21 protein-coding genes are annotated in these 22,956 nt (G+C 67.4%); 1 reads left to right on the top strand and 20 read right to left on the bottom strand.

Going from position 1 to position 22,956, the window contains the following annotated elements:
- Positions 1 to 518: 518 nt before the first annotated feature.
- The 12 genes from ACFVWG_RS03245 to ACFVWG_RS03190 form a co-directional block, all read right to left on the bottom strand.
- Positions 519 to 1,847: a hypothetical protein gene (locus tag ACFVWG_RS03245; RefSeq protein WP_391541470.1), complete on the bottom strand. Its 1,329-nt coding sequence runs from the start codon at positions 1,845 to 1,847 to the stop codon at positions 519 to 521.
- 115 nt (positions 1,848 to 1,962) lie between these two features.
- Positions 1,963 to 2,925 carry an alpha-ketoacid dehydrogenase subunit beta gene (locus ACFVWG_RS03240; RefSeq protein ID WP_391541469.1) on the bottom strand — a complete coding sequence of 321 codons (963 nt, stop codon included), beginning with the start codon at positions 2,923 to 2,925 and terminating at the stop codon, positions 1,963 to 1,965.
- On the bottom strand, positions 2,925 to 3,866 hold the full coding sequence (locus ACFVWG_RS03235; RefSeq protein ID WP_391541468.1) for a thiamine pyrophosphate-dependent dehydrogenase E1 component subunit alpha: 942 nt from the start codon (positions 3,864 to 3,866) through the stop codon (positions 2,925 to 2,927). The genes ACFVWG_RS03240 and ACFVWG_RS03235 overlap by 1 nt, the downstream gene beginning before the upstream one ends.
- A gap of 3 nt (positions 3,867 to 3,869) precedes the next feature.
- Positions 3,870 to 4,688: a DUF3050 domain-containing protein gene (locus tag ACFVWG_RS03230; protein WP_391541467.1), complete on the bottom strand. Its 819-nt coding sequence runs from the start codon at positions 4,686 to 4,688 to the stop codon at positions 3,870 to 3,872.
- A 13-nt stretch (positions 4,689 to 4,701) separates the two neighbouring features.
- On the bottom strand, positions 4,702 to 5,607 hold the full coding sequence (locus ACFVWG_RS03225) for a phytanoyl-CoA dioxygenase family protein (RefSeq protein WP_391541466.1): 906 nt from the start codon (positions 5,605 to 5,607) through the stop codon (positions 4,702 to 4,704).
- On the bottom strand, positions 5,597 to 6,664 hold the full coding sequence (gene hppD / locus ACFVWG_RS03220; protein WP_391541465.1) for a 4-hydroxyphenylpyruvate dioxygenase: 1,068 nt from the start codon (positions 6,662 to 6,664) through the stop codon (positions 5,597 to 5,599). The genes ACFVWG_RS03225 and hppD overlap by 11 nt, the downstream gene beginning before the upstream one ends.
- On the bottom strand, positions 6,665 to 7,927 hold the full coding sequence (locus ACFVWG_RS03215) for a beta-ketoacyl-[acyl-carrier-protein] synthase family protein (RefSeq protein ID WP_391541464.1): 1,263 nt from the start codon (positions 7,925 to 7,927) through the stop codon (positions 6,665 to 6,667).
- Positions 7,924 to 9,510, bottom strand: coding sequence for a class I adenylate-forming enzyme family protein (locus ACFVWG_RS03210; RefSeq protein ID WP_391541463.1), 1,587 nt, complete (start codon positions 9,508 to 9,510; stop codon positions 7,924 to 7,926). Before ACFVWG_RS03210 ends, ACFVWG_RS03215 begins: the two co-directional genes overlap by 4 nt.
- Positions 9,507 to 9,977, bottom strand: a complete 471-nt coding sequence (locus ACFVWG_RS03205) for a hypothetical protein (RefSeq protein WP_391541462.1) — start codon at positions 9,975 to 9,977, stop codon at positions 9,507 to 9,509. The genes ACFVWG_RS03210 and ACFVWG_RS03205 overlap by 4 nt, the downstream gene beginning before the upstream one ends.
- Positions 9,974 to 10,987: a beta-ketoacyl synthase N-terminal-like domain-containing protein gene (locus ACFVWG_RS03200; RefSeq protein WP_391541461.1), complete on the bottom strand. Its 1,014-nt coding sequence runs from the start codon at positions 10,985 to 10,987 to the stop codon at positions 9,974 to 9,976. Before ACFVWG_RS03200 ends, ACFVWG_RS03205 begins: the two co-directional genes overlap by 4 nt.
- Positions 10,980 to 11,228, bottom strand: coding sequence for an acyl carrier protein (locus ACFVWG_RS03195; protein ID WP_391541460.1), 249 nt, complete (start codon positions 11,226 to 11,228; stop codon positions 10,980 to 10,982). The genes ACFVWG_RS03200 and ACFVWG_RS03195 overlap by 8 nt, the downstream gene beginning before the upstream one ends.
- Entirely contained in the window at positions 11,228 to 11,482 is a 255-nt protein-coding gene (locus ACFVWG_RS03190) for an acyl carrier protein (protein ID WP_391541459.1), read from the bottom strand. Before ACFVWG_RS03190 ends, ACFVWG_RS03195 begins: the two co-directional genes overlap by 1 nt.
- Before the next feature lie 17 nt (positions 11,483 to 11,499).
- Between ACFVWG_RS03190 and ACFVWG_RS03185 the strand changes: the two genes are divergently transcribed.
- On the top strand, positions 11,500 to 12,108 hold the full coding sequence (locus ACFVWG_RS03185) for a 4'-phosphopantetheinyl transferase family protein (protein ID WP_391541458.1): 609 nt from the start codon (positions 11,500 to 11,502) through the stop codon (positions 12,106 to 12,108).
- On the opposite strand, the gene ACFVWG_RS03180 is transcribed toward ACFVWG_RS03185, so the two are convergent.
- From ACFVWG_RS03180 to ACFVWG_RS03145, 8 genes are all read right to left on the bottom strand, one after another.
- Entirely contained in the window at positions 12,039 to 13,421 is a 1,383-nt protein-coding gene (locus ACFVWG_RS03180; RefSeq protein WP_391541457.1) for a class I adenylate-forming enzyme family protein, read from the bottom strand. The two genes, ACFVWG_RS03185 and ACFVWG_RS03180, sit on opposite strands and share 70 nt — an antisense overlap.
- Before the next feature lie 309 nt (positions 13,422 to 13,730).
- The gene (locus ACFVWG_RS03175; protein WP_391541456.1) at positions 13,731 to 14,495 is read right to left on the bottom strand and encodes a phosphotransferase; all 765 of its coding nucleotides are present in this window, start codon (positions 14,493 to 14,495) and stop codon (positions 13,731 to 13,733) included.
- 9 nt (positions 14,496 to 14,504) lie between these two features.
- Positions 14,505 to 15,212 (bottom strand): class I SAM-dependent methyltransferase, encoded by a 708-nt coding sequence (locus ACFVWG_RS03170; protein WP_391541455.1) that lies wholly within the window; start codon positions 15,210 to 15,212, stop codon positions 14,505 to 14,507.
- A gap of 980 nt (positions 15,213 to 16,192) precedes the next feature.
- Positions 16,193 to 17,086 (bottom strand): N-acetylmuramic acid 6-phosphate etherase, encoded by an 894-nt coding sequence (gene murQ, locus ACFVWG_RS03165; protein ID WP_391541454.1) that lies wholly within the window; start codon positions 17,084 to 17,086, stop codon positions 16,193 to 16,195.
- A 91-nt stretch (positions 17,087 to 17,177) separates the two neighbouring features.
- Positions 17,178 to 18,065 carry a MurR/RpiR family transcriptional regulator gene (locus ACFVWG_RS03160; RefSeq protein ID WP_391541453.1) on the bottom strand — a complete coding sequence of 296 codons (888 nt, stop codon included), beginning with the start codon at positions 18,063 to 18,065 and terminating at the stop codon, positions 17,178 to 17,180.
- A 36-nt stretch (positions 18,066 to 18,101) separates the two neighbouring features.
- The gene (locus ACFVWG_RS03155) at positions 18,102 to 19,787 is read right to left on the bottom strand and encodes a serine hydrolase (protein WP_391541452.1); all 1,686 of its coding nucleotides are present in this window, start codon (positions 19,785 to 19,787) and stop codon (positions 18,102 to 18,104) included.
- A 35-nt stretch (positions 19,788 to 19,822) separates the two neighbouring features.
- On the bottom strand, positions 19,823 to 21,103 hold the full coding sequence (locus ACFVWG_RS03150; RefSeq protein WP_391541451.1) for an exo-beta-N-acetylmuramidase NamZ domain-containing protein: 1,281 nt from the start codon (positions 21,101 to 21,103) through the stop codon (positions 19,823 to 19,825).
- 2 nt (positions 21,104 to 21,105) lie between these two features.
- Positions 21,106 to 22,893 (bottom strand): glycoside hydrolase family 3 protein, encoded by a 1,788-nt coding sequence (locus ACFVWG_RS03145; protein WP_391541450.1) that lies wholly within the window; start codon positions 22,891 to 22,893, stop codon positions 21,106 to 21,108.
- Positions 22,894 to 22,956: the final 63 nt, after the last annotated feature.

Raw genomic sequence — 22,956 nt, 5'->3', positions numbered from 1 at the left:
TGAGGTCATCTGCGTGTGCACGTTGCGAGAGGCTGGGGACACTTGCCTGTCGATTGGGGTGCGTTCGGCCCCCAGCGATGGTGTGAAGCCACCGCGACGGGTTAGCCAGCACGCTTCCTCGCTGCCGGCGGCAACCACAGCCCGTCAGCCACAGGCAACGGTTACGCGATCGCCGAGCGCACCATCCCCGTCAGCCCCGCGCCCACCTCAGCTACCCGCCACTGTAAATCGGCCGCAGCGGCGACCAGCCACCGCCGTACGCCGTCGGCCGCAGCCGAGCGAGCGCACGGGGTTGCCCCCTGGGGTGGAGGGTTGCCCCCTGCAGATGTGAGCGGGCAACCCTCCAACTCGGGGGATATCCCCTCGGATCGGGGGTTGCCCACTGGGATGCGGGGTTGCCCGCTGGGATGCGGGGTTGCCCACTGAGGTGGAGGGTTGCCCCCTGCAAATGTGAGCGGGCAACCCTCCAACTCGAGGGTTATCCACTGGGATCGGGGGTTGCCTGGTGGGATGCGGGGTTAGGGGGTTAGGAGGAGGCCGCTGGTTAGGGCGCCTTGGGCTACGTTGACGACCGGGCCGGCGCCGGGGACGGCGAAGCGGAGGTAGGCGCCTGCGGGGACTCCGCCGAAGAGGTACGGGGCGAGGCAGAACGGTACGTCGGCTTCTTTGATCGCGCCGGTGTCCATCTCGACGAACTGCATGGTCAGGCGGTCGACCGGCACGTACTTCTGCAGGATGTACCCGCTCTCCGCGAGCGCCTGGTCCACCGCGTCAACCCACTCGGCGGCCGACACCTCCGGTCCCACCACGACGCCGACACCGCCATAGGAACCGGACGGTTTCAGCACGAGTGACTGCTGGTCCGCGAGAGCCCGGGACCGCAAGGACGCCGACAACACCTCGGTGCGCGGGACGTGCCGCCGTACCACCTCGGCGTCGGCAGGGGACAGCGTGTCGAGGTCGTCCCAGAGCCACGCGAAGATCGCCTTGCTCGCGAGCAACCAACTCGCGGTCGGCGTGAAGATCCGCACGGCTCCCGACTGGACCGCCGTACCGAGTGCATCCAATCCGGCGCTCGGCATCGTGCCTTGCGGGACGAACATCCGCAGTACGGCGTCAATCGGGCCATCGTCCACACACAGCCGACCGTCGTCATCGAGCGTCAGCCACTCGACCGGGTAGACCCTCATGTCCAGGCCGAGCTGTCGACCGCGCTCGCTGAACGGCTCCAGCAGCTTGATCATCGCCAGCCCGTCCTGCGACCCCGGATAACTCCCACCGGTGGTGAAGACCATCGCCAACCGATCGCGCCCATCAAGCGAGAGCGCCGAACGCACCGCCTCATACCGAGCGTCAACCGCAGACGGCGGCGCGCTCAGCCCAACACCGTCGAGCACCGGATCACCAACGTACGCAGCAAGAAAGCGCGCGGAAATCCCGTCAGAGTCGTGTGCACCGCCGAGGGCGCTGTCGATGTTCGCTTCGACCATGTACGGCGTTCCGTCGGCGAGCAGGATGTCTGCCCGGACACCGCCGAGGAGGTCCTCGGTCAGCGGCAGGTCTTCGTCGAGGAGGTCGATCGCCCCGACCGCCATGCCGAGCGCCTCGCGCAGTTCACCCGCGGTCGTCGCCCGCTGCTGGCATGCGGTCAGGATCAGCCGGGCCACGGTTGCCGAGATCGCGGTGAACTCGTCGTACGCCGAAGCCGCCATGATCGGCGGCCGGAGCGGTCGCCACTGTTTGTTGTGCGTGGCGACTCCGTCGTACACCGTCGGCCACGCGTCGACGCCGACCGCGAGCAACGCCGTACGGGTTGCCTCGGGCAACTGGTTCCACAAGTCGGTCATGGGGCCTCCTGGACTGGACTGAGGAGCGCAGGGAGCGCAGCGACTGGAGTGACGAGGGAAGGACTGGAGGTTGAGCCCCCTGAACGGCCGCGCGGAGCGTGGCATTCAGTGCAGCTCACGACATCTCCAGGAGGGCGGTGAGGAGCTGATCCCGGCCGGGCTGTACGGCGCGGTCGAGGGCAAGGGCAAACGGGAGTACGGCGCCATTGGGGCGAGTGATGCGTCGCGGTGGCGCCTTCAACACGCACTGCTCGGCCACCACGGCGAGGACCTCGGCGGCGAATCCGCTGGTCCGGTTGGAGTCGTCGATGACCACGAGCCGGCCGGTCTTCTGCACTGACGCAACCAGACCAGCCACATCGAGCGGATAGACCGTCCGCGGATCGAAGACCTCGACCGAGATCCGCCCGGCCAGCTCATCAGCGACCGCCAGCGCGTCGTGCACCAAGTGGCCGAGGGCAACCACCGTCACATCATCGCCAGCCCGGGCCACCCGGCCGACACCCAGCGGCACCGGCGCGAGTGTGGCGAAGTCGAGATCCTCCCGCACTCCCAAAGCAGCCGAGGGAGCAAAGAAGACGACCGGGTCGTCATCACGGATGGCCGTGACCAACAGGCCGTAGGCATCGGCCGGAGTCGCCGGGACCACGGTCTTCACACCTACATGCGCGAACAGCGAGTACGGGTGATCTGAATGCTGGCCAGCCCACCCAGTCCGCGAGCCCGATCCCGGTACGACGTACGTGACCGGCACGGCGCATTGACCGCCCGTCATCAGCGAGAACTTGTGGGCCTGGTTGGCGATCTGCTCGAAGACGAGGAACAGCAGTGACGGGATCTGGAACTCGATCACCGGCCGCATCCCGGTCAGCGCCGCACCGGTCGCGAAGTTCGTGAACGCCTGCTCGGACAACGGCGTATCCAGCACGCGCTCCGAGCCAAACCGAGCATGCAGACCGGCCGTCACGTTGGACGCAGCCGCACGGATGTCCTCACCGAGCACGAAGACGGCCGGATCGCGTTCCAGCTCGTCACCCAAAGCACGGTTCAAGGCCTTCAAATAGGACAGTTTCGGCATCAGATCTTCCCGGCATAGAGATACGAGAGTGCGGCAGCGGGATCTGGGTGGGCGCTGCCCAGTGCGATGCCCGCCGCCGCCTCCAGTAGCGACTCGACCTCGGCATCGACGGCCGCCCGATCCGCGGCCGCCAACCGTGCGCCCTGGATCTCCACCGGACACCGCGAACGCCCAGTCGTGATCTCTTCGGTCGAGCGATAGGTGAGCCGGCTCCGGTGCTCGAACGTGTGGTGTGCGTCGAACCGATAGGTGATGCACTCCAGGAACGTCGGCCCCTTCCCGGCCCGGGCCCGGGCGACCGCCGTACTGGTTGCCTCCAGCACCTTCTCCGGGTCCTGGCCGTCGACGGTGAAGGCGGGGATGCCGAAGGCGCGGGCCCGTGCGGTGATACTGCCGGCGACCGCGGACGCGACCGGCATGGTGGTCGCGTAGCCGTTGTTCTCGCAGACGAAGACCACCGGGACCTGCCAGAGCGCAGCCAGATTGAATGCCTCGAGCAACATCCCCTCGTTCATCGCGCCATCACCGAAGAACGCCGCCGCCACGGTGTCGCGACCCTGCTGCCGAGCAGCCCACGCGGCACCGGTCGCGATCGAACCGGCCGCGCCGACGATCGCGTTCGCCCCGAGGATGCCCAGGCTGAAATCGGCCGCGTGCATCGAACCACCGCGGCCTTTGTTCAGACCGGATTCGCGCCCCATCAGCTCGGCCAGCATCCGCGCCGGGTTCGCACCGCGGGCGAGCACATGCCCGTGCCCGCGGTGCGTACTCGTGATGACGTCGTTCGGCCCGAGCGCCGCACAGACACCGGCCGCGATCCCCTCTTGGCCGATGTACGGGTGGATCCCGCCGACGATCTCTCCGGACCGCACGTACTCGATCGCCCGTTCCTCGAATCTGCGGATCAGGCGGACGGTCCGGTAGAGATCGCTCGCGGTCATGGATCAGACCGTCGCCGGGGCGGTCGTGACGACGGCGGAGGCGATCGCGTCCCAGAGCCGGGCGCGGGCCGCGAGGGCGGTGTTGATCGTGTCCGCGCAGGCGTCCCACTTGGCCTGGTCGTCACCGCACAGGTCGGCGACCATCTGCATCGCCATCGGCGTATGGAACTCCCCGTCCACCTCGATGTGCCGCTCAAGGTAGTCGACGAAGGTGTTGAGCTTGTTGGAGCGCTCGTTCACCGCGACGACCTGGGTGAACATGTCCGGGATCAGGTCCTCCCGGCCGAACGCGAACGCGGCCGCCTGGCAGTGCACCGGCGCGTTCTCGATGATGCCCCAGGTGGTCCCGGCGAAGTCGATCGAAGCCTGCGGTACGCCGGCCGCTGCCAGCGACTCGACCACCGGAGCGCCACCGCGGAGCAGGTCGATCAGCTTGTCGATCGCGCTGGTATCCGCGCCGGCCTCGTGCATGCCGTTGACGTAGAGCTCGAAATGGCTGATGAAGGCCGGCTTGCCATCCGAGCCACCCAGCTCGTCGCTCTCCTCGACCATCACGATGTCGTTGATCAGCCGGCGGCTGCTCCGGTGCTCGGTCGGGATCCACGGCACCGTGACGCAGGTCAGCTCGCGCTGCAGGGACTTCAGCAGGGACATGAAATCCCAGACGGCGAAGACGTGGTGCTCCATGAAGGTCACCAGCGCTTCGTGCGTGTCCAGAATGGCGTAGAGCGGGTGCTGGACGACCTTGTCGCGGGCCTCCGAAACGGCCTTCTCCAGCTGCTCGATCCCGGGGTGCGTCTGACCCCAGTCGTAACGTGACATAGCGGTGTTCCTCTCAGCGATCGGCCCAGAGCGTCGGGCAGTACTCGGGATCGGCGTAGTCCGGCCGCCCGTCGGAGGTCCGCCGTACCAGGACGTCGTGGTTGTACGCCGCCGTGGTGCCGTCGGACAGCGGGAACGCGCGATAGCGGTTGTCCCCGTCCTGCAGGTGCAGCGAGATCGCCCGGCGCGGGCGGTCGCTGACGTTCGCACCGCTGCCGTGATAGGTCCGGCAGTGGTGGAAGTTCATGTGGCCGCGCGGGATCGTGATCGGCAGCTTGACCACTTCGGCTCCGTTGTACGACGCGTTCTCGGCCAGCATCTGGTCGAGTTGCGACCGGTCCCGCTCGGCGAAGTGCCGGACGACGGTGTCGTCGGAGCCGATCTCGCGCCAGCGGTGACTGCCGTCGACCATCGTGATCGTGCCCATCTCGGGCGGGCAGTCGTGGAACGGGATGAACGCGGTCAGCATCTTGTCCGAGGCCGACGACGACCAGTAGTGCTTGTCGAAGTGCCAGGGCACGATGTTCGACGGTTCGCCCTCCACCGGCGGCTTGTAGATCAACGTGGACTGGAAGATCCGGATCTCGTCGGTCTGCGCGAGCCGGGCCGCGACCGCACCGATCAGCGGCTTGCGGAGGATCTTCGCCAGCCCGTCGTGCTCGTAGTGCACGTAGTCGTTGTGCCGCTGCACGTTCCCCTTGGACGGGTCCCAGTACGCGAGCTTGGGCGGGGCCGTCGGGAGGGTCCGGTCCCGCTCACCGGCGTAGTACCGCTCGCTCGCGTTGACGAGTTCGTCGGTCTCGTCGTCGGTGAGCAGCTTCTTCGAGAGGTACCAGCCGTGCTCGTTGTAGAAGGCAACATCTTCGTCAGTGGGGAGGAGTTCGATCTCTTCTTCCGACAGTTTGAACTCAAGCGTCATGAGCGAGCTCCCGCTCCTTGGCTTCGTACAGGGCCTTGATGTTGCCGCTGCCGAACGTCATCGCGCCGCGCCGCTCGATGATCTCCAGGAACAGCGTCCGCCGGACGTGCATGGACTCGGTGAAGATCTGCAGCAACTGACCCCAGTGGTCGCGGTCGACGAGGATGCCGCGTTGTTGCAGTTCCTCGATCGGCGTCTCGACCTCCCCGACCCGTTCGGCGAGAGCGTCGTAGTACGTCGAAGGTGTACCGAGGAAGTTCACCCCGCGATCGGAGAGGGTGCTGACCGCCTCGACGATGTTGCTGGTACGCAAGGCGATGTGCTGCACGCCGGCGCCCGCATGCCAGGTGAGGAAGTCGTTGATCTGCCCCGGCCGGCGGCTCAGGTCCGGCTCGATCAGTGTGAACGTGACGTGCTTCGAAGGGCTCTGGACGACCTTCGACTCCATGCCCTGTCCTGCGACCTCGATGTACTCCTCGAAGATCCGCGGGAAGCCGAACACGTCCTCGTAGAACTTCGCGGTCGGCTCGAGCTCGCCGGACGGCACACAGATCGCCAGGTGGTCGATCTCGCTGAACAGCTTCTCGTCCGGTACGCCGCCCGGCGCGGTCAGCTGAATCTGCCCGGGGAGGAACTCGTGCCGCGGTCCGTGCCGCTCCACCAGCCGATGGATCACGTCACCGAACCCGGCCACCTCCGCGACCACCACAACTGCTTGCCCGGCCTCGAAACGCTCAGGCTCCTTGAGACCAACAGCCCCGCGGCCGGTCAGTTCGTCGTACGCCGCGGCCGTGTCGTCGACCTCCATCGCCACGATCGCCACGCCGTCCCCATGCCGCTGGACGTACTCCGCGGCCGGATGGTCGGCAACCAGGCCAGTCGTCAGCACGATCTGTACGGCGTCCTGTCGCAGCAGCAACGACCGCTGATCCGGCAGCCCCGTGTCGGGCCCACCCTGACCGTGTATCTGCAGCCCGAACGCGTGCCCCAGGTAGAACGCCGCCTGCCGAGCGTCGCCCACGTACATCTCCACGTGGTCGATCCCGTAAATCTCCATCTACGCCTTCTCCTCACTTGATAGTTGCCGGATCTTCGGCGTACTGGCGGTGCCGAGGAGCAGGCTGACGTTCTGGCCGCCGAACCCGAACGAGTTCGAGACGGCGTACTCGAGCTGGACCGCGCGCGGTTCCTTGCGGACGTGGTCCAGCGGGCAGGCCGGATCCGGGTCGTCCAGGTGGTACGTCGGTGGCACCAGGCCGGTGTTGATCGCGAGCGCAGCCGCGGCCGCCTCGACCACCCCGGAGGTGCCGAGCATGTGCCCGGTCAGTGCTTTGGTGGAGCTGACCGCTGGCATGTGGTTGCCGAAGGCAAGGCCGATCGCGACGGACTCGGCGACGTCACCGAGCTTCGTGCTGGTCCCGTGCGCGTTGACGTAACCGACCTGTTCGGGCTGGATGGTCTTGAGCGCCATCCGCATGCAGGCGGCGGCCCCCGTGCCGTCCGGTCGCGGTGCGGTCGGGTGATGCGCGTCCGAGTTGACGCCGTACCCGACGACATCGGCGTACCCACTCGCGCCGCGCGCCGCCGCGTGCGCCGTACTCTCCAGCACGAGGAGCGCGGCACCCTCACTCAGCACAAACCCGTTACGCCTAAGGTCGAACGGCCGACTGGCTTCGGCCGGGTCGTCCCAGCCGCGAGCGAGAGCGCGTGCGTTGGCGAACGTCTCCGCGAACGTGGGGAACAACGGTGCCTCGCTGGCCCCACACAGTACGACGTCTGCCTCGCCGGACCGGATGATCCGAGCGGCGTCCGCGATCGCCTGAGCCCCCGACGCACAAGCCGTCCCGACGGCCGAGGTGTAACCCCGCATCCCGAACCGGATCGCAACCCGAGCGGCCGGCATGTTCGGCAGGATCCCGGTCAGCAGATAGGGGCTGACAGCAACCTTTCCCCGTGCGGCCCGGTCCAGCACCTGTCGCTCCAGCGTCGCCATCCCGCCGACGCCGCCGACGATGACGCCAATGCGCTCGGGGTCGACGTTCTCCCCGACGGTCAGCCCCGCATCGGCCAACGCCTCCTCGGCCACCAACTGCGCGAGGATGACGGTCCGATCCATCACCTTCCCGTCCGGCCCCGACGCGATCTTCCCCGCATCGAACTCCGGCAAGATCCCCGCGACCTCGATCGACCCCGCGATCGCATGGTCGGCAGGCGGCTTCGAGAGCCCCGATCGCCCCTGCAGCAGCGCGTCGTACACCTCGCTGGCGCCCCGACCCACAGGGGTCAGGAGTCCGACGCCCGTGATGGTGACCCCGCTCATGAGCGGGCCTCGCGTAACGCCACCTTGCGGACTTTGCCGGTGACGGTGACCGGGACGTCGTCGCTCCCGACCACCGTCACCTTCCGGAGGATGGCGGCGACCTCCTCGCCGACGGCGGCGCGGACGGCCGCCGTACGGTCCACCTCGGGGGCATCCGGGGTGAGTTCGAGAAGTACGTCGGCGGCGTACTGACCGCCCTCCGCCACAATCACGACCGTGCAATCGGCAACCTCCGGAAGCGCGGCAAGGATGCGTTCCTCGGACAGAGATGTGTACAGCTGCGGTCCCTCGAAACCAGCGACAGCATCCGGAATGCGATCCAGATGGAAGTAGTGCCCGCCTTCATCTCGGTACACGAGGTCGCCGGTCACGAACCAACCGTTCAGTCGGAAGCGGTACGTGTTGACCGAGTCGTTCCAGTACCCCGGTGACACCGTCGGCGAGCGGAACCCGAGGATCCCCGCCTTACCCGCCGGCAACTCCCCACCCGTCGAGCTCAGCACGGTCGCCGACGCGAACTCGTACGGCTTCCCGATACACCGCCCATAGTGCTCAGACTCCAGCGTGTGCGTGATGTGGAACCCGTTGTGCCCCATCTCGCTGGACCCCAGCCCATCAATGAAGTGCGACCCCGGCACCATCACCCGGCCGGCCCGCGTCACCGTCTCCCGCGACCCAACAGCAACCAGCTTCCGGATATGCGGCTCATGCGCGCAGTCCCCCGTGTTGAACCACATCCGCACCGAATCCAGGTCCCGCTGAGCCAAGTCCTCGCGCGCCAGACCAGCCCACGTCACCGCGAACCCATACACCGCATGCGGCTTCCACCGCTCGATCTGCCGCAGTACGCCGTCCGCGTCCTGGCTGGACAGCAGCAGCATCTCCGCACGATTCCCCAGCACCTGGTTCACCATGAGAATGGTTGCCGTATGCGGAATGGGGAGCGCATTGAGAATGCGATCCGTACCCTGGGCCTGCGGCATCGTGAGCAGATGCTTCAACGCGGCGTACAACGTCGTCTGCGTATGTAAAACCGCCTTCGGTACGCCGGTCGTCCCGCTCGTGTGCGTGATCACCACCGGATCGTCGCGGTGATGCCGATAGTGGACAGGCGCCTTCGCCGGATCGGCCGTCCCCAGCTCCCGCGGCTCAGCCAAGACGTCAGCGGTCAGGAGCCCTTTGTGATGTGAGTCAGCCAGTACGGCGGTCACTCGCAACCGCCGGATGTACTCATCCGCGATCGCCGGCGCCATCTTCCCGTTCAGCAAGGCCGGAATCGCGCCGACCCTCGTGAGCGCTAAGAAACTCAGCACGATGTCCTGGGCCTCAGTCGCCCAGATCGCCACTACGTCCCGCCGCCCGATCCCGTGCTCGTGCAGCCACGCCGTACGGGCCTGAACCCGCTCGTCCAACTCACCCAACGTCAACGGATGCTCAGCCGGAAACCCGTCCACAGCCGTGTCGAACGTCAGCCCCGGGCCACCGAGATCGGCGCCCTGGGCAATCACCGTCGCCAGGACGTTCCCGGTACCGATCCCCGGATCCGCCGCCAACCGCGCCCGCCAGCCCCGCACACTCTTCATCCCGGGTCTCCCTCACTCACAATCCGTGCGAACGCCTGGTCCGCCTCCACCTGCACGATCAGCATGTGATCGGCATCGCCGTCTCCGATCAGCAACGCGGCCTCGTCGAAGCCGCCGTCCGTCACGCACACCACCGGCCCGCGCAGCTCCCAGCGCGCCGCGATCCAGCCCGCGATGCTGTTCGGTACCGACTGGAAGAAGTGCAGCGGGCCCACTCGCTTGCCCTCAGCAACCAACCGCCGGACAGTCTCCGCACTCACGCGATCCCCCGGCGTCACCATGACGATCCCGGTCGTCTCCCCGAGCACGCCGCCGCGCTCGAGACAGCGCCCAGCCGCGGCCGCTGCCAACGGGCTGAACGCGGACTCGACAAACCCCGGCACCCCCGGCGGACCCGCCGCCAGGTCGTCGCCCGGCTCCGGCCAACTCCCCTCGGCCAGCACCACCAAGTCGTGGACCTCGATCATCCGGCCCTCACCACCAGTGCGGTGTTGGCGCCACCGAACGCCGAGTTCACCGTCAACCCGTACGCCGATCCGGCCCGCCGCGGCGCATCGAGAATCAGATCCAGCCCGCAAGACGGATCCGCCTCCAGGAATCCACCGTTCACCGGCAGCTTCCCCTCCAGCAGCGCCTGCACAGTCACCACGAACTCGACGACCCCCGATCCCTCCAACGCATGCCCATGCAGACTCTTGGTCGAGCTCACTGGCGGACTGCTCTCGAAAACCGCACCCAGCGCAGCGGCCTCGGCCGCATCACTGAACGCAGTCCCAGTGGCGTTCGCATTCACATAGCCGATCGCTTCCGCAGGGACGCCGGCTTTCGCCAGTGCGCGCTCGATCGCGCTTGCGAGACCGCGACCGTCCGGTGCCGGCTGGCACGGGTGGTACGCATCCCCGGTCCGAGACCAGCCCATCAACTGCGCCTGCCCCGCCCCGGCCTCCAGCACGACCGCCGCCACACCGTCACCGAGCAGCGTCCCGCGCCGATGCAGACTGAACGGCCGGACCACGTTGTCGTCCGCCAACGCCCGTCCGGCGTCGAACAGCGCGAACTGGTACGGCTCCACCAGATACCCGCCGGCCACGACAATCCGCTCGGCCCGGCCGCTACTGATCAACGCGGCCGCATCGGCGAGCGCCGTACTGCCTGACACACAAGCGCTCGTGTAAACGCGCGCCTGCCCAAAGTCGAAGGCTGGCGCACTGTGCAGGGCGAGCAGGAGCGGTGTCGCGTTGCGGTCGACACCTGTCTGCGCGCACGCCGTAGCGATCGCCAGATCGAGCTCTTCCTCCAGAGTCCCCGGCTCGGCGGCCAGAGCGGCGTACCGGACTCGCAGTGCGTTGGTGTCAAAGCGCCGTACCTCACTGAAGGCGGGCACACCACTGAGCTGCGCCTCGGGACCACGCCCAAGGGCAGTCAGCACGGAGAGGCCGGTCACTGCGACCGGACGGCGCTGTTGGGGCTCAGACATGGCTGGGCAGCACCTCAGCCAGTACGGCGACCGCCGCGTCGATGGTGGTCATCCGTTCGAGCTGTTCATCCGGCAGCTCCACGCCGTACCGCTGCTCGACCTGGTGAACCAGCCACGCCAGCTCCATCGAGTCGATCCGCTCGGTACCAGGTGGACGCTGACCGAGTCCGGCCAGCCAATCGATGACTTCGGCCCTCCCGGGCGGAGGCTGTGTTTCACCGTGCGCAAGCTGGGAGCTCATCAGACCTGCTGTGCGACCCGGCCGGCCACCTCAGTGGTGAACTCGCCGACCGTCATCAACGCCAGCTGCTCGGACTCGTCGTCGGAGAACCGGACGCCGTACTTGTCCTCGACCCGCACCGACAGGTCGGCCAGTGCGAGCGACTCCAGGTCCACTCCGGCCGGGCCGAGGGTCGTCTCGTCGTCGATCCCCTCGACGTCGTAGTTCATGTCCTGCAGTTGCGCGATGACGAAAGCGCGAACCTCGTCCTTCATCGGGTTACCTTCCTTCTGTGAGTGATGCTGCCGTGAGTGACGCTGTTGTTGAGGTCTGGACTGCGCCGGCCGGCGCCGACTCGCGCGCCACCGCCCACGCCCTGCTGCTCTCGCTCGCCGGAACCCTCGTGAGGGGTCCCGTGCTCTCGCATGCTGCCGACGGCCGGCCGGAGATCGCCGGACTGGCGGTGAGCATCAGCCACAGCCGCTCGCTCGTCGCCGTGGCGGCCCGCCGTACCGGCGTCGTCGGGATCGACGTCGAGGACGTCTATCCGCGGGAGGTGAGCGGACTCGCCCGCCGCTGGTTCGACCCCGCCGAGCTGGACTGGATGGCCGGCGACCTGCTCGCGTTCCTGCAGCTGTGGACCGCGAAGGAGGCCGTCGGCAAGGCGCTCGGCCTCGGACTGCGCAACTCCGGGCTCCGCCGTCGCGTCCCCTTCGAGGATGGTCCCGTCGACTCCGTGCCCGGTCTGTACCTCGTCCGCCTGCCGCTCGACGGCGCCGTACTGGCTGTCGCGCTCGACGAACCACCTCACGAGATCGTTCTGACCGAGCATCACGACACCGCCTTGCGCAGTACGGTGAGGTCGCGGACCAGCTTCCCGGTCGTTGTCCGCGGCAACTGATCGAGTACGTAAAGGGTCCGCGGCCGCTTGTACGACGCGAGCCGCTGCGACAGCTCGGCCTCCAGCCGGGCGGTCTCGCGCCGCTCCTTCAGCTGCAGGTAGGCGGTGATCGACCCGTCGTAGACGACCACCGCGGCCTCGACGCCGTTGAGGGTTCCGAGCGTGTACTCCACCTCGGTCAGGTCGACCTTCAACCCACCGACCGAGACCTGCGAGTCCAGGCGCCCCTTGATGCTGACCAGACCGGTCTCGTCATCGACGACGCCCGCGTCGCGCGTCCGCAACCAGCCGTCGGACCAGCGCGACGGATCGGACAGACCGAGGTACGGCGATTCCTTCCGCGCGATCTGCAGTTCGCCGTCGACGGTCCGGACGTCGATCCCCGGAGCCGGCTGGATCGCCGGCCGGTGGCGTCCGTACAGATCGGTGCCGATGACACCGACCTCGGTCATCCCGTACATGTTCCCGAGCGGAACGCCGTACTTCTGCTCGAACGCATCCGACACAGCCTTGGGAACCAGCTCGCCGCCGGTCGTCATACGCTTGAACTGCGGCAACCACGGCGGCTGCTGAACCGAAGCCAGCAAGCCGATATGGAACGGCACGCCCAGCACAGTCGCCGGCGTGGTCTCGGCCGCGATCGCCTGAATGATTGCGTCACCCGTGAGGCGTGCGGGCGGGATCAGCTCAACACCGGCGTGCAATCCATAGAGCAGACCGCCAACCAGGCCGAGTACATGCACCATCGACGGCAGCAGAATCAGTCGCTCGTTCTTGACCGGTACGCCGTCGATTCGCGTGTACCGCATGACCTCCTCGACCAGATCCTCCGCGGTCCGGCCGATCACCTTGGACGGGCCGGTCGAACCCGAACTGAGCTGGACGACGGCATGCGTCGTACTGGCTGGATGTCCTGAATAGCTGGCGATACTCGCGTCGACGTCGACGAATGTGCGCAGTCCCGCCTGCACCGGGCGGTCCGGCGACACCACCACCTGCGGCACCAGCCGCTCGATCGCTCGCCGCACCTCGTAGTCGGTCAGCCGGTGATCGAGCAGGATCGCCTGCCCACCGCTGCGCCACACCGCCAGCAAATGCGTCACGAATGCCAGCGACGGCGGTAAACGCAAAGCCGCCGCACCGCCCGGACGCATTCCGGACTGGGCCAATTCAATTTGCCGGTCCCGTACCAATCGGCGCAGTTTTGCCCGATCGATCACTTCCGGCAGCCGCAAACACACCTGCTCGTCCGGCCCGCACAACAGCACGTCGTCGACCCACTCCGCACCGGGCGCGACAACAGACCCGTCCATGGCCATCCGAGCTCCAAAGGCTTTGTACACAAAGGATTCGAAGGCCAGCACCCCCACCAAGGCCTGGCGATGACTGGACGATACGACACGATCACACGGGTGCGCTATGGACCAGAAGTAATGATCCCATCACGCGAAGCAACCCCTCAAAACAAACGTTCCACCCCCCGAAAAACAAACTGTCCCTAATGTGTGGAGTGGTTAGAAATGGCCTCCCCGCAACACGCACCGAAGGGTTCCCCGCACCCCTTCACGAGCCGCACTCAAAACTCACCAAAACATTTTTCGATACATCCCGAGCCGCCTGGTTCAGGGGGCGAGCAGCAGTGCGCGGTTGGCCAGGATGTACGAGACCGCGGTCCGGTATCCGCCGGCGTGGTCCTCGTCGCGATGGACGTCGAAGGCGGGATCGCCGGCCTTCACCTGTTGCTCGATGTTCGCCGCGTGCCCCAGCAGCCGGAGGCCGATGAGGTCCACCAGTTCGGCCGGCTCGACACCCAGGCCGTAGGCATCACAGAACAGCCGCAACCGCTTGGCGCGGTCCGGCTCGTCGTCCCATCCGAACGGCTCCAACCAGGCCGGCGGATGAAACGGCACGAACTGATGGGCGGCGTACGCGAGATCCCACCGGCGATTGGACGGCCGGATGGTGTCCCAGTCGATGATCCCCACCACCTCGGACCCGTCGAACACGAGGTTCCAGGGCGCCAGGTCGTGGTGGCCGATGCAGTCCACCTGCACCGGCGCCGCCACCTCCAGGTCGTGCCAGGCTCCGTCGACCGGCTCGAACCCTGCCGTCGCATCGTGCAGTCGCCGGATCGCTTGTGCGACACTCACCAACGCCTCGTCGGATCGGATCGCTGCGGTCAACGGCGGGTACCCGGCCGCGCCCTCGACGTACGTCAGGGTCTCGGTCTCGGCATCCACCTCGATGATCCGAGGCGCGAGGTCGAACCCCGCCCGCTCGAGATGCCGCAGCAGCGCCTGTGAGTTCGCCGACCCACGCCGCCGTACGACGGTGTCGCCACGCCGTACCGGCTTCGAGAACCGCCCACCGCTCAGTTCCTCATCCACCTTGGCAGCCTAAACAGTCGCCACGACCAGTCCCGTCCCTACCGACCGCACGTCAGCGAACCCAGCCTCCCGCAGGACCGTGGCGAGCTCACCCACACTGATCACCCTGCGCCGCAGTACGTCGACATCCGTGGTGCCGTCGTCATGCCGCCAGGTCCGATGCGTCACCTGCAGCCGCCGTACCGAATCCCAAGCCGACATGACCTCAACAGTCGCCGCGATCGCCCCAGCCTCAACGCGAACCGTCTGCTTCACCGACTCGACCCGAGGAGTCGTCAGCGTTGAGAGCACTACGAGCCCACGGTCTCCGACGTGCACTCGCAACGTCTCCGCTGCCGCCCGTAGATCCTCGTCGCTTCGCAGATACGAGAGGCTGTTGCCGAGACACATCACCAGCTCGAACCGCCGGCCAAGCCGCACCGCCGTCAGGTCGCCGTACCGAAGATCCACCCCGTGCCGGCGCCGGCCGTACTCAACCATCTGGCTCTGCAGATCGACCCCGACCGCCTCAGCCCCGAACTCGTCCCGCAACGCCGCCAGATGCCGCCCAGTCCCACACCCAAGATCCAAGACGCTGCTCGGCGGTACGGCGTACTCACCGACCAACCGCACAACCTCGGCGACAACACCGTCATCACCCATCATCGCGTCGTACAACTCAGGTCGCCGGTACGAAAGATTCGCCCCCGCCAGCAGTCGCCCATCCCCGTCATCCACCGGCAGACCCACCCAGCCCTCTCCCCGCCAGCGTCCCACACCCCTCGAGCGAGCTCCTGCCAGCAGGTCGGCCGTCCCCTGGGCATTTCAGTGGATATCCCCTCAAATTGCCCCTTCTCCGTCCACCTCTTGGCTCTGGTGACGACGGCGTGGGTGGTTCGCGCGTTGTCGCCCCGGCGGGCTGCCGTCCGATCGCAGGGTCCCGGGCGATCCGGTCCGCGAGTATGGGGAGCGAGTCGCCGACTGAACGCACTGTGCTGCTGGATATCGATTTCTGGCGGCAAACTCCTCCCACTCGACGTCAGACCGCTGTTTTCTGCACAGCGACTGAACCCACCGTGCTCGCCGGGGGCAGAGGGATACGGCGGGCGGGCGTTGAGGGGTGGCGGGGGCGGACCGCCAGCACCGTCTAACCCTGCGCGGCTCGGACCCTTCACGCTCAGCATCACCCGCACGAGCAGCCGCGCGCGAGGTTAGACGGTGACCCAGGTCCGGTACCCGGAGGGAGCGCCGGATACGACCCGGGGGGTGCGCAGAATACGACTCGGGGGTGTGCACACCCCGCAGGGACCTTGAACAAGCTATGCCTTGTTCACAGCCCCCGTTTCCTGTCCCCACCCCCAGCAACCGCAACCAGGTCACCTACTGCCAACGATGGAACAGCGCCCAGCCAGCCCACCAGCACGCCAGTCAACTGACCCACCACACCGGGCAGAGACCGGTACGCCACGACCAAGCCCGTCCGGTCGCCGACCATTTCAGGGGAGATCCCCTCAAGTTGCCCCTTCTCTGCCCAAAATCTCAGGGGAGAAGGGACAATCTGAAGGGATATCCCCTCAAATTGCCGCAGGGGTCGGCGGCGGTGTCGCAGGGGTCGGCGGCCGGTGTCGCACAGGTCGACGGTGCCGCACCCCTGTCCACGCCGGCCACCCAAGCGGCCGAGCCGGAGGCGGTGTCTTTTTGCCCGCGGGAGGTGGGGGTCAGGCGTGGGCGTTGAGGGTGGTTAGGGCGGTGGCTACTCGGCCGTGGGCGGCGTCGAGGGCGGCTCGGGCGGCGGGGATGGGTGCGCCGGTGAGGAGGTGGACCAGGGCCGGCTTGAGTTCGCCGTCGGCTGCGGCAAGGGCGGACTCGCAGGAGTCGTGGTCGGCGCCAGTGGCTTCGGCCAGGATGCGGAGCATGCGGTTGCGGAGCTTCTGATTCGTCGCCACCAGGTCGACCATCAGGTTCGACCAGGTGCGGCCGAGTTTGATCATCAGCGTTGTCGAGAACGCGTTCAGGATCATTTTCTGCGCCGTACCGGCCTTCAAGCGCGTGGACCCCGCGATCACCTCAGGTCCGGTATCAGCCGCGATCACGATGTCGGCCAGCGGCGCCAGCGGCGCATCCGGGTTCGACGTGACCAACACAGTCGCCGCACCAGCAGCCCGCGCGGCCTTCAAGGCGCCAGCCACATACGGCGTGCTACCCGAAGCCGCCAGACCGATCGCGATATCCCGAGCCGTGACAGCCACAGCATCGTCGGCCCCACCTTGCTCCGAGTCTTCGACGTTTTCGACGGCGCGGAGCAGCGCTTCCATCCCGCCGGCGTGGTGGGCGACCACCAGACCGTCGGGAACGTGGAACGTCGGGAGCAGCTCGGCGGCGTCGAGCACTGCCAGGCGTCCGGACGTACCGGCGCCGAAGTAGTGGACGCGGCCGCCGCCGCGGACCGCCTCGACCGCGCGGTCGACTGCTTCGGCGAGCTGCGGGACGACCGCGGCGACGGCGCCGGCGACCGAGGCGTCCTCGGCGTTCACCATCCGCAGGATCTCGGTCGTCCCCACCGCGTCGATGGCGAGCGTGCGGGGGTTGCGCTGCTCCGTCGGTGTGGTCACGTGATCGATGTTAGTTTTCTACTGAAGGATTTTCAATTCTGTTCATCGTTGACAGAAACGATTGACGTAACGATCCGTACCCACTCGACTCCTAATCCGAACCCTTGAGCCGGTGGCCGCGCACCGAAGTTGCCGTCTCCTCCAGCGCCTTCACAGCGTCCGGCAGCACCTGCTGGGCCACGCCGATGAACAGGCAGTCGATCACCGTCAGTTGCGCGATCCGGGACGACATCGCGCCCGACCGGTACGTCGTCTCGCGCGCGGCCGTGGTCAGCATCAGATCGGCGGTCCGGGCCAGCGGGGAGCGCGGGAAGTTGGTGACGGCGACCGTGGTGGCGCCGTGCTTGGCGGCCTCCTCGAGCGCCTCGACGACCTCGACGGTGACACCGGTGTGCGAGATGCCGATCGCGACATCACCCTCGCCGAGCAGCGCGGCCGAGGGCAGCGCCATGTGTACGTCGGACCAGGCGAAGGCGACGCGACGGATCCGGTGCAGCTTCTGCTGCAGGTCGAGCGCGACGAACGCGCTCGCGCCGAAGCCGTAGATGTCGACCCGCGGCGCGTTCACGACCGCGGTCACCACCTTGGCCAGGGCGTCGACGTCGACCTGCTGCGCGGTCTCGCGGACCGCGCGCTCGTCGGCGAACGCGACCTTGCGGACGACGTCGTCGAGCGAGTCACCAGGCTCGATGTCGCCGCCGACCTCGGGCCGGATGTTCTCCGTCGCCGACTGGGCCGCCAGCTGCAGGCGGAGCTGCGGGTAGCCGGGGACGCCGATCTGCTTGCAGAACCGGATGACCGTGGTCTCCGAGGTGGAGGCCACCTCGGCCAGTTCGGAGATCGTCATCGCAGCCACTCCGCCCGGGTCCGCGAGGACCGCGTTCGCCACCCGCTGCTCGGCCGGCGCCAGCGCGGGCATCACCGCGCGGACTCGGACCAGCAGCGGCCCCGTGGGTTCTGGAGAGGTTGTTGAACTCATGACAGCCACGGTACGGCGACTATGCACCAGATGGGATCACCGACGCGAAAGTCTCCAACCTGTTGCGGTAAATGACTCAGGCGTTCGTTCGCCGTCGAGAAGAACATCACGCCCACTCGTGATCTTCACACCATCGACGTAGATACCGCGGCCTTGGTACAGCGGATCGGTCGTGTACCGCCACCGCAACGACCGCTGCCCAGCGGCCAATTCGGCCGTGACCTGGTGCCAGTGCCGGTCACCGGACCCACTGATCGTCCCGTCGGTATCGATCACCGTGCCCCGGTCCCGGACCGTGAACGGCACCTTGGCCCAGGTCTGCCCGTCCGCCGACGTCTCCAGATACAGCAGATCCGAGTCCTCGGTGTCCACGAACAGGTCGAACGCCAGCTTCGCCCCAGCAGCCGGTACGGCGACCGACGTGGCGAGCGTGGTCGTCGCGGCATCCGTCGTCCCGGAGAACCACGCGTCCTTGCCGTGCCGCGGGCCGACCCCGAGCGCGAGCGCGAGTCCCTGCGCCACCGCCCGCCGGGCCGGGTTGTTCGAACCCCAGTTGCGGCTCGGGTGCACCCGGTTGGTGAGCAGGATCGCGAACGACCGCGAGTCGAAGTCGATCACGAGCGACGTACCGGTGTAGCCGGTGTGCCCGGCGGTGCGCGGCCCGGACAGCCCGCTCATGTACCAGCGCTGGTTCAGCTCGAAGCCGAGGCCGTGATCGTTCCCCGGGAAGCCCTGGTTGAAGTTGGTGATCATCGCGGTGACCGAGGATTCCTTGAGGATCCGGGCTCCGCGGTAGCTGCCGCCGTTCAGGAAGGTCTGCGCCAGCACCGCCATGTCGTCCGCCGTACTGAAGACGCCGGCGTGCCCGGCGACACCACCGAGCGACCAGGCGTTCTCGTCGTGCACCGAGCCCCAAACCATGCCGCGGTCCGGCGCAGTTTGGTACTCGGTCGCGGCGATCCGCGGCTTCTTCTTGGGATCCGGATTGTAGCCGGTGTCGCGCATCTGCAGCGGCTTCGTGATTCCGTCGGCAACCAGTCGGTCGAGCGGCTTGCCGCTCACGCGGTGCGCGACCTCACCGAGCGAGATCAGGTTCAGGTCGCTGTACAGGTACGTCGTCCCGGCCGGGCTGGTCGGCTTCGCGGTCAGCGCCATCTGCAGTCGCGAGGCCGGATCAGGCCGTGAACTCCACAACGGCAGCCACGACGGCAGTCCAGTGGTGTGCGTGAGCGCCTGCCGGATCGTGATCGCGGCCTTGCCGTTCTCGGCGAACTCCGGGACGTAGGTCGCGATCGGCTCGTCGAGCCCGACCTTCCCCTTCTCGACCAGCTGCAGCACCACGATCGAGGTGAACAGCTTCGAGACCGAGGCCATGTCGAAGATGGTGTCGGGCCGCATCGGGATCTGCTGGTCGGTCGGCAGCTCGGTCCCGCTCCCGTCGGCGTACTTGAGCGCGAGTCCCGTCGCCTGGCGGGCGACCACGTGCCCGTCATGCCCGAGCAGCGTCACCGCCCCGGCGTACAGAGGTTTCGCCGTACCGGCCGGGCGTGTCCAGCCGTCGACCTGGGCCAGCGCCGCGTCGATCGGCACCGGATCGAGACCGGCCTTCGCCGGAGTCGCTTCGCGGAGCAACGTGCCCTTGGGCGCGTAGCCCTCGAAGGGCTGGTCGAACCGGCCGGACTTGTTGCTATGGGCAACCGCAGGGGAAGTCATCGTCAGCATCACCGCAGAGGCTATCGTGAGCGCAACGACGCGATTCACCGGTGCGCTCCCTTGTAGAGCAGGTATTTTGCCCGCCGCGCGGTCCACGCGTCGGTCTCGGGCTTCCAGGCTGCCACGATCTCCTCGGCCGTCGCATCCGCCAAAAGCATGGTCCGGAAGCGGTCGGACCCGGTGAGCAGGTCGATCCAGCGGCCAGGCGGGTTCTCGGCCCGCCAGGCGAAGCCCGGGTAGAGCTTGCGCGCCTCCACGATCATGTGAGTCGCCGCTGTGATCGCCTCGACCTTCGAAGGGTCGGTGATCTGCACCTGCACGCCGCCGCACAGCACGTTCGCGTTCTTGCTGATCGTCGGCGTGAAGTAGGCCTCCCGGAACGCGACGCCCGGAATCTTCTTCGCCTGCAACGCCTGCGCCCAGCGATAATCGATGTAGGGCGCTCCGATCAGCTCGAACGGCCGGGTCGTGCCGCGCCCCTCGGACAGATTGGTCGCCTCGAACAAACACATGCCCGGATAGAGCAGCGCGGTATCCGGAGTCGGCATGTTCGGGCTCGGCATCACCCACGTGAGCCCGGTGTCGTCGTACAGCTGGTCGCGCGTCCAGCCGCGCACCTGGATCACCTGGAGCTCCTTCAGCCGCGCACCGTTGGTGTCGAGCGGCAGGTACTCCGCGTTGAAGATGCGGGCCAGCTCGCCCACCGTCATCCCGTGCTGCTGGATGATCTCCCGCTTGCCGACCCCCGACGTGTACCCGGGCTTCAGCATCGGTCCGCGCGCAGAACCACCGGTGGGGTTCGGCCGATCCAGTACGACGAAGCGCGCGCCGGTGCGGACCGCGGCCAGCATCGCCTCGTACATGGTCCAGATGTAGGTGTAGAACCGCGCACCGACGTCCTGGATGTCGAAGACGACGGTCTCGACACCGGACTTCGTGTAGAGGTTCACCAGCTTGTCCGCGGTCGCGCCGTACGCGTCGTAGACCATGATCCCGGTCCGCGGATCGACGTGGTCGCCCTCGGACCCACCTGCCTGCGCGGAACCGCGGAAGCCGTGCTCGGGTCCGAAGACCGCGACCACGTTCACCTTGCCGGACGCGTGCATGACGTCGACGACGTGGTTGAGGTCGGACAGGATGCCGGTCGGGTTGCTGATCACTCCGACCTTCTGCCCGGCCAGCGCCTTCCAGTCATCCTTGGCCAGCACCTCGGCCCCGGTCATCAAGCTCCGACCACCTCCTGGATGCGCAGCTGCAGCCGGTACGTCGAGCAGCGGCGCAGCGGCGATCACGCCGGCACCAGCAAACAGGGTGCGTCGTTTCATCGTCACCAGCTCATTCCGTGGCCGAAGGTGTACAGGGGTGTCTGCGGCTGCCCGGCGACCGGGATGTCGACTGGCAGCTTGCCGGTCGGCCTGATCTCGCCGTACAGGGTCTTGGCCAGCGACTCCATCGACACGGCCGCATAGCCGTAGGTGGCCAGGTATGTCGGCGCAGCGTCGAAGTACGCGATGTCGTAGGGGTCCTGGACCGCTACGACGATCACGGGCTTGCCTGTGGCCAGTAGGTCGTTGACCAGCTTGCGTTGTTTGCCCAGCTTGTCGGTGACCTTCGAGTCCCACGCCTTGCGCGTCAGGACGACAGTGACGTCGTTGGCGGCAGCCTTCGCCACTGAGCCCGCTATGGCCGCGTCACTCGGCGCTGCGCCGGTCTGAGCGACAGTGGTGGTCGCACCGCGCTTGCTGAGGCTGTTGGCCAGGCTCTGCGTTGTCGAGACGCCCCACCCGGTCACCAGGATGCTCCGCGGGGTGTTGCTCAGCGGCAGCGTCTTCGCGTTGTCCTTGACCAGCGTGATGCTCTTGTCCACGATCTGCTGGGCCGTCGCCAGGCTGGCCGCCGGTCCGATCGCAGTGGCCTTGGCGACGTCGACGTACGGCTGGAAGAACACACCGTTCTTCAGTTTGAGCAGCAGGATCCGCAGCAGGCTCTCGTCGATCCGCCGCTCACTGATCCGCCCGGAGCGCACCGCGTCCAGCACCGCGTTGAACTGCACGTCCGGCGCCGGCGGCAGCAGCAACTGGTCAACTCCCGCCTCGATCGCGCGGACCGCGGCCTCGGCATCGCCGTACTGCTTGCGAACCGCGGCCATCTCCAGCCCGTCGGTCACAATCACGCCCTGGAACCCGAGCTGTTTCCGCAGCACACCGGTCAGAATCGGCTTGCTCAGCGTCGCCGGGTCACCCGACGGATCAAGCGCCGGTACGACGATGTGCGCGGTCATGATCGAGTCGATGCCGGCCTTGATCGCGGCCTTGAACGGCGGCGCGTCGATCGTGTTCCATTGCTCGAGCGTGTGGTTGATCGTCGGCAGCGCGGTGTGGCTGTCGTCGACCGTGTCACCGTGGCCGGGGAAGTGCTTGGCGGTCGCCGTGATTCCGGCGTCCCGTTGGAACCCCTGGACCTGCGCAGCGGTCATCTCGGAGACCAGCTTCGGATCACTCGAGAAGGAGCGGACGCCGATCACCGGGTTGAGCGCGTTGATGTTCACGTCGGCGTCCGGCGCGTAGTCCTGCCGGATCCCCAGCGCCTTCAGCTCGCGGCCGGTGATCGCAGCGGCCGTCCGGGCATCCGCCGTACTGCGGGAGGCGCCGAGCGCCATCCCGCCACCGAACTGCGTGGCCGGCGGCCCGATCCGGGTCACCACGCCCTGCTCCTGATCGGTCGAGATCAGCAGCGGCACATGCAGCCCGGTCCCGATCGCGGCCTGCTGCAGTTCGTTGGACATCGTCGCGACCTGGGTCGGGTTCTGCACGTTGCCCCGGCCGTCGAAGTAGATCCAGCCACCCGGTTTGTACTTCGCGACCACCTCGGCCGGCGTGGCGACGCCGTACAGGCTGGTGTTGCGCGCGTCCGGCTGCTGCGCGCCGGGACCGTAGGCGAACAGCACGAACAGCTGCCCGACCTTCTCCTCCAGTGACATCCCCTGGATCGCCCGACCGGCTTGCGCCAGCGGTGTGTCCGGAGATGGAGGTTTGGCAGCGGCGGTCATCGACACTCCCGCAACGGTGGTGACAAGGGCCAGTCCGGCAAGACTGAGGCGGCGTAGGGCGGGCATGGCGGACCCCCAACAGTAAGTGACTTACAGGCGCATCCCCCAGTAGCGAAAGTTAACCACAAC

The sequence above is a fragment of the Kribbella sp. NPDC058245 genome (assembly GCF_042882005.1).
In the GTDB taxonomy this organism is placed as follows: domain Bacteria; phylum Actinomycetota; class Actinomycetes; order Propionibacteriales; family Kribbellaceae; genus Kribbella.
This window is presented reverse-complemented; position numbering and strand designations above follow the sequence as displayed.

Bases quoted from the DNA above. Each gene is read 5' to 3' on its own strand.
- ACFVWG_RS03180 (WP_391541457.1), bottom strand. From the start codon at position 13,421: ATGGACGGGTCTGTTGTCGCGCCCGGTGCGGAGTGGGTCGACGACGTG.
- ACFVWG_RS03210 (WP_391541463.1), bottom strand. From the start codon at position 9,510: ATGAAGAGTGTGCGGGGCTGGCGGGCGCGGTTGGCGGCGGATCCGGGG.
- ACFVWG_RS03195 (WP_391541460.1), bottom strand. From the start codon at position 11,228: ATGAGCTCCCAGCTTGCGCACGGTGAAACACAGCCTCCGCCCGGGAGG.
- ACFVWG_RS03215 (WP_391541464.1), bottom strand. From the start codon at position 7,927: ATGAGCGGGGTCACCATCACGGGCGTCGGACTCCTGACCCCTGTGGGT.
- ACFVWG_RS03240 (WP_391541469.1), bottom strand. From the start codon at position 2,925: ATGCCGAAACTGTCCTATTTGAAGGCCTTGAACCGTGCTTTGGGTGAC.
- ACFVWG_RS03200 (WP_391541461.1), bottom strand. From the start codon at position 10,987: ATGTCTGAGCCCCAACAGCGCCGTCCGGTCGCAGTGACCGGCCTCTCC.
- ACFVWG_RS03155 (WP_391541452.1), bottom strand. From the start codon at position 19,787: ATGCTGACGATGACTTCCCCTGCGGTTGCCCATAGCAACAAGTCCGGC.
- ACFVWG_RS03235 (WP_391541468.1), bottom strand. From the start codon at position 3,866: ATGACCGCGAGCGATCTCTACCGGACCGTCCGCCTGATCCGCAGATTC.
- ACFVWG_RS03205 (WP_391541462.1), bottom strand. From the start codon at position 9,977: ATGATCGAGGTCCACGACTTGGTGGTGCTGGCCGAGGGGAGTTGGCCG.
- ACFVWG_RS03150 (WP_391541451.1), bottom strand. From the start codon at position 21,103: ATGAAACGACGCACCCTGTTTGCTGGTGCCGGCGTGATCGCCGCTGCG.
- hppD (WP_391541465.1), bottom strand. From the start codon at position 6,664: ATGGAGATTTACGGGATCGACCACGTGGAGATGTACGTGGGCGACGCT.
- ACFVWG_RS03230 (WP_391541467.1), bottom strand. From the start codon at position 4,688: ATGTCACGTTACGACTGGGGTCAGACGCACCCCGGGATCGAGCAGCTG.
- ACFVWG_RS03190 (WP_391541459.1), bottom strand. From the start codon at position 11,482: ATGAAGGACGAGGTTCGCGCTTTCGTCATCGCGCAACTGCAGGACATG.
- ACFVWG_RS03245 (WP_391541470.1), bottom strand. From the start codon at position 1,847: ATGACCGACTTGTGGAACCAGTTGCCCGAGGCAACCCGTACGGCGTTG.
- ACFVWG_RS03145 (WP_391541450.1), bottom strand. From the start codon at position 22,893: ATGCCCGCCCTACGCCGCCTCAGTCTTGCCGGACTGGCCCTTGTCACC.
- ACFVWG_RS03225 (WP_391541466.1), bottom strand. From the start codon at position 5,607: ATGACGCTTGAGTTCAAACTGTCGGAAGAAGAGATCGAACTCCTCCCC.
- ACFVWG_RS03160 (WP_391541453.1), bottom strand. From the start codon at position 18,065: ATGAGTTCAACAACCTCTCCAGAACCCACGGGGCCGCTGCTGGTCCGA.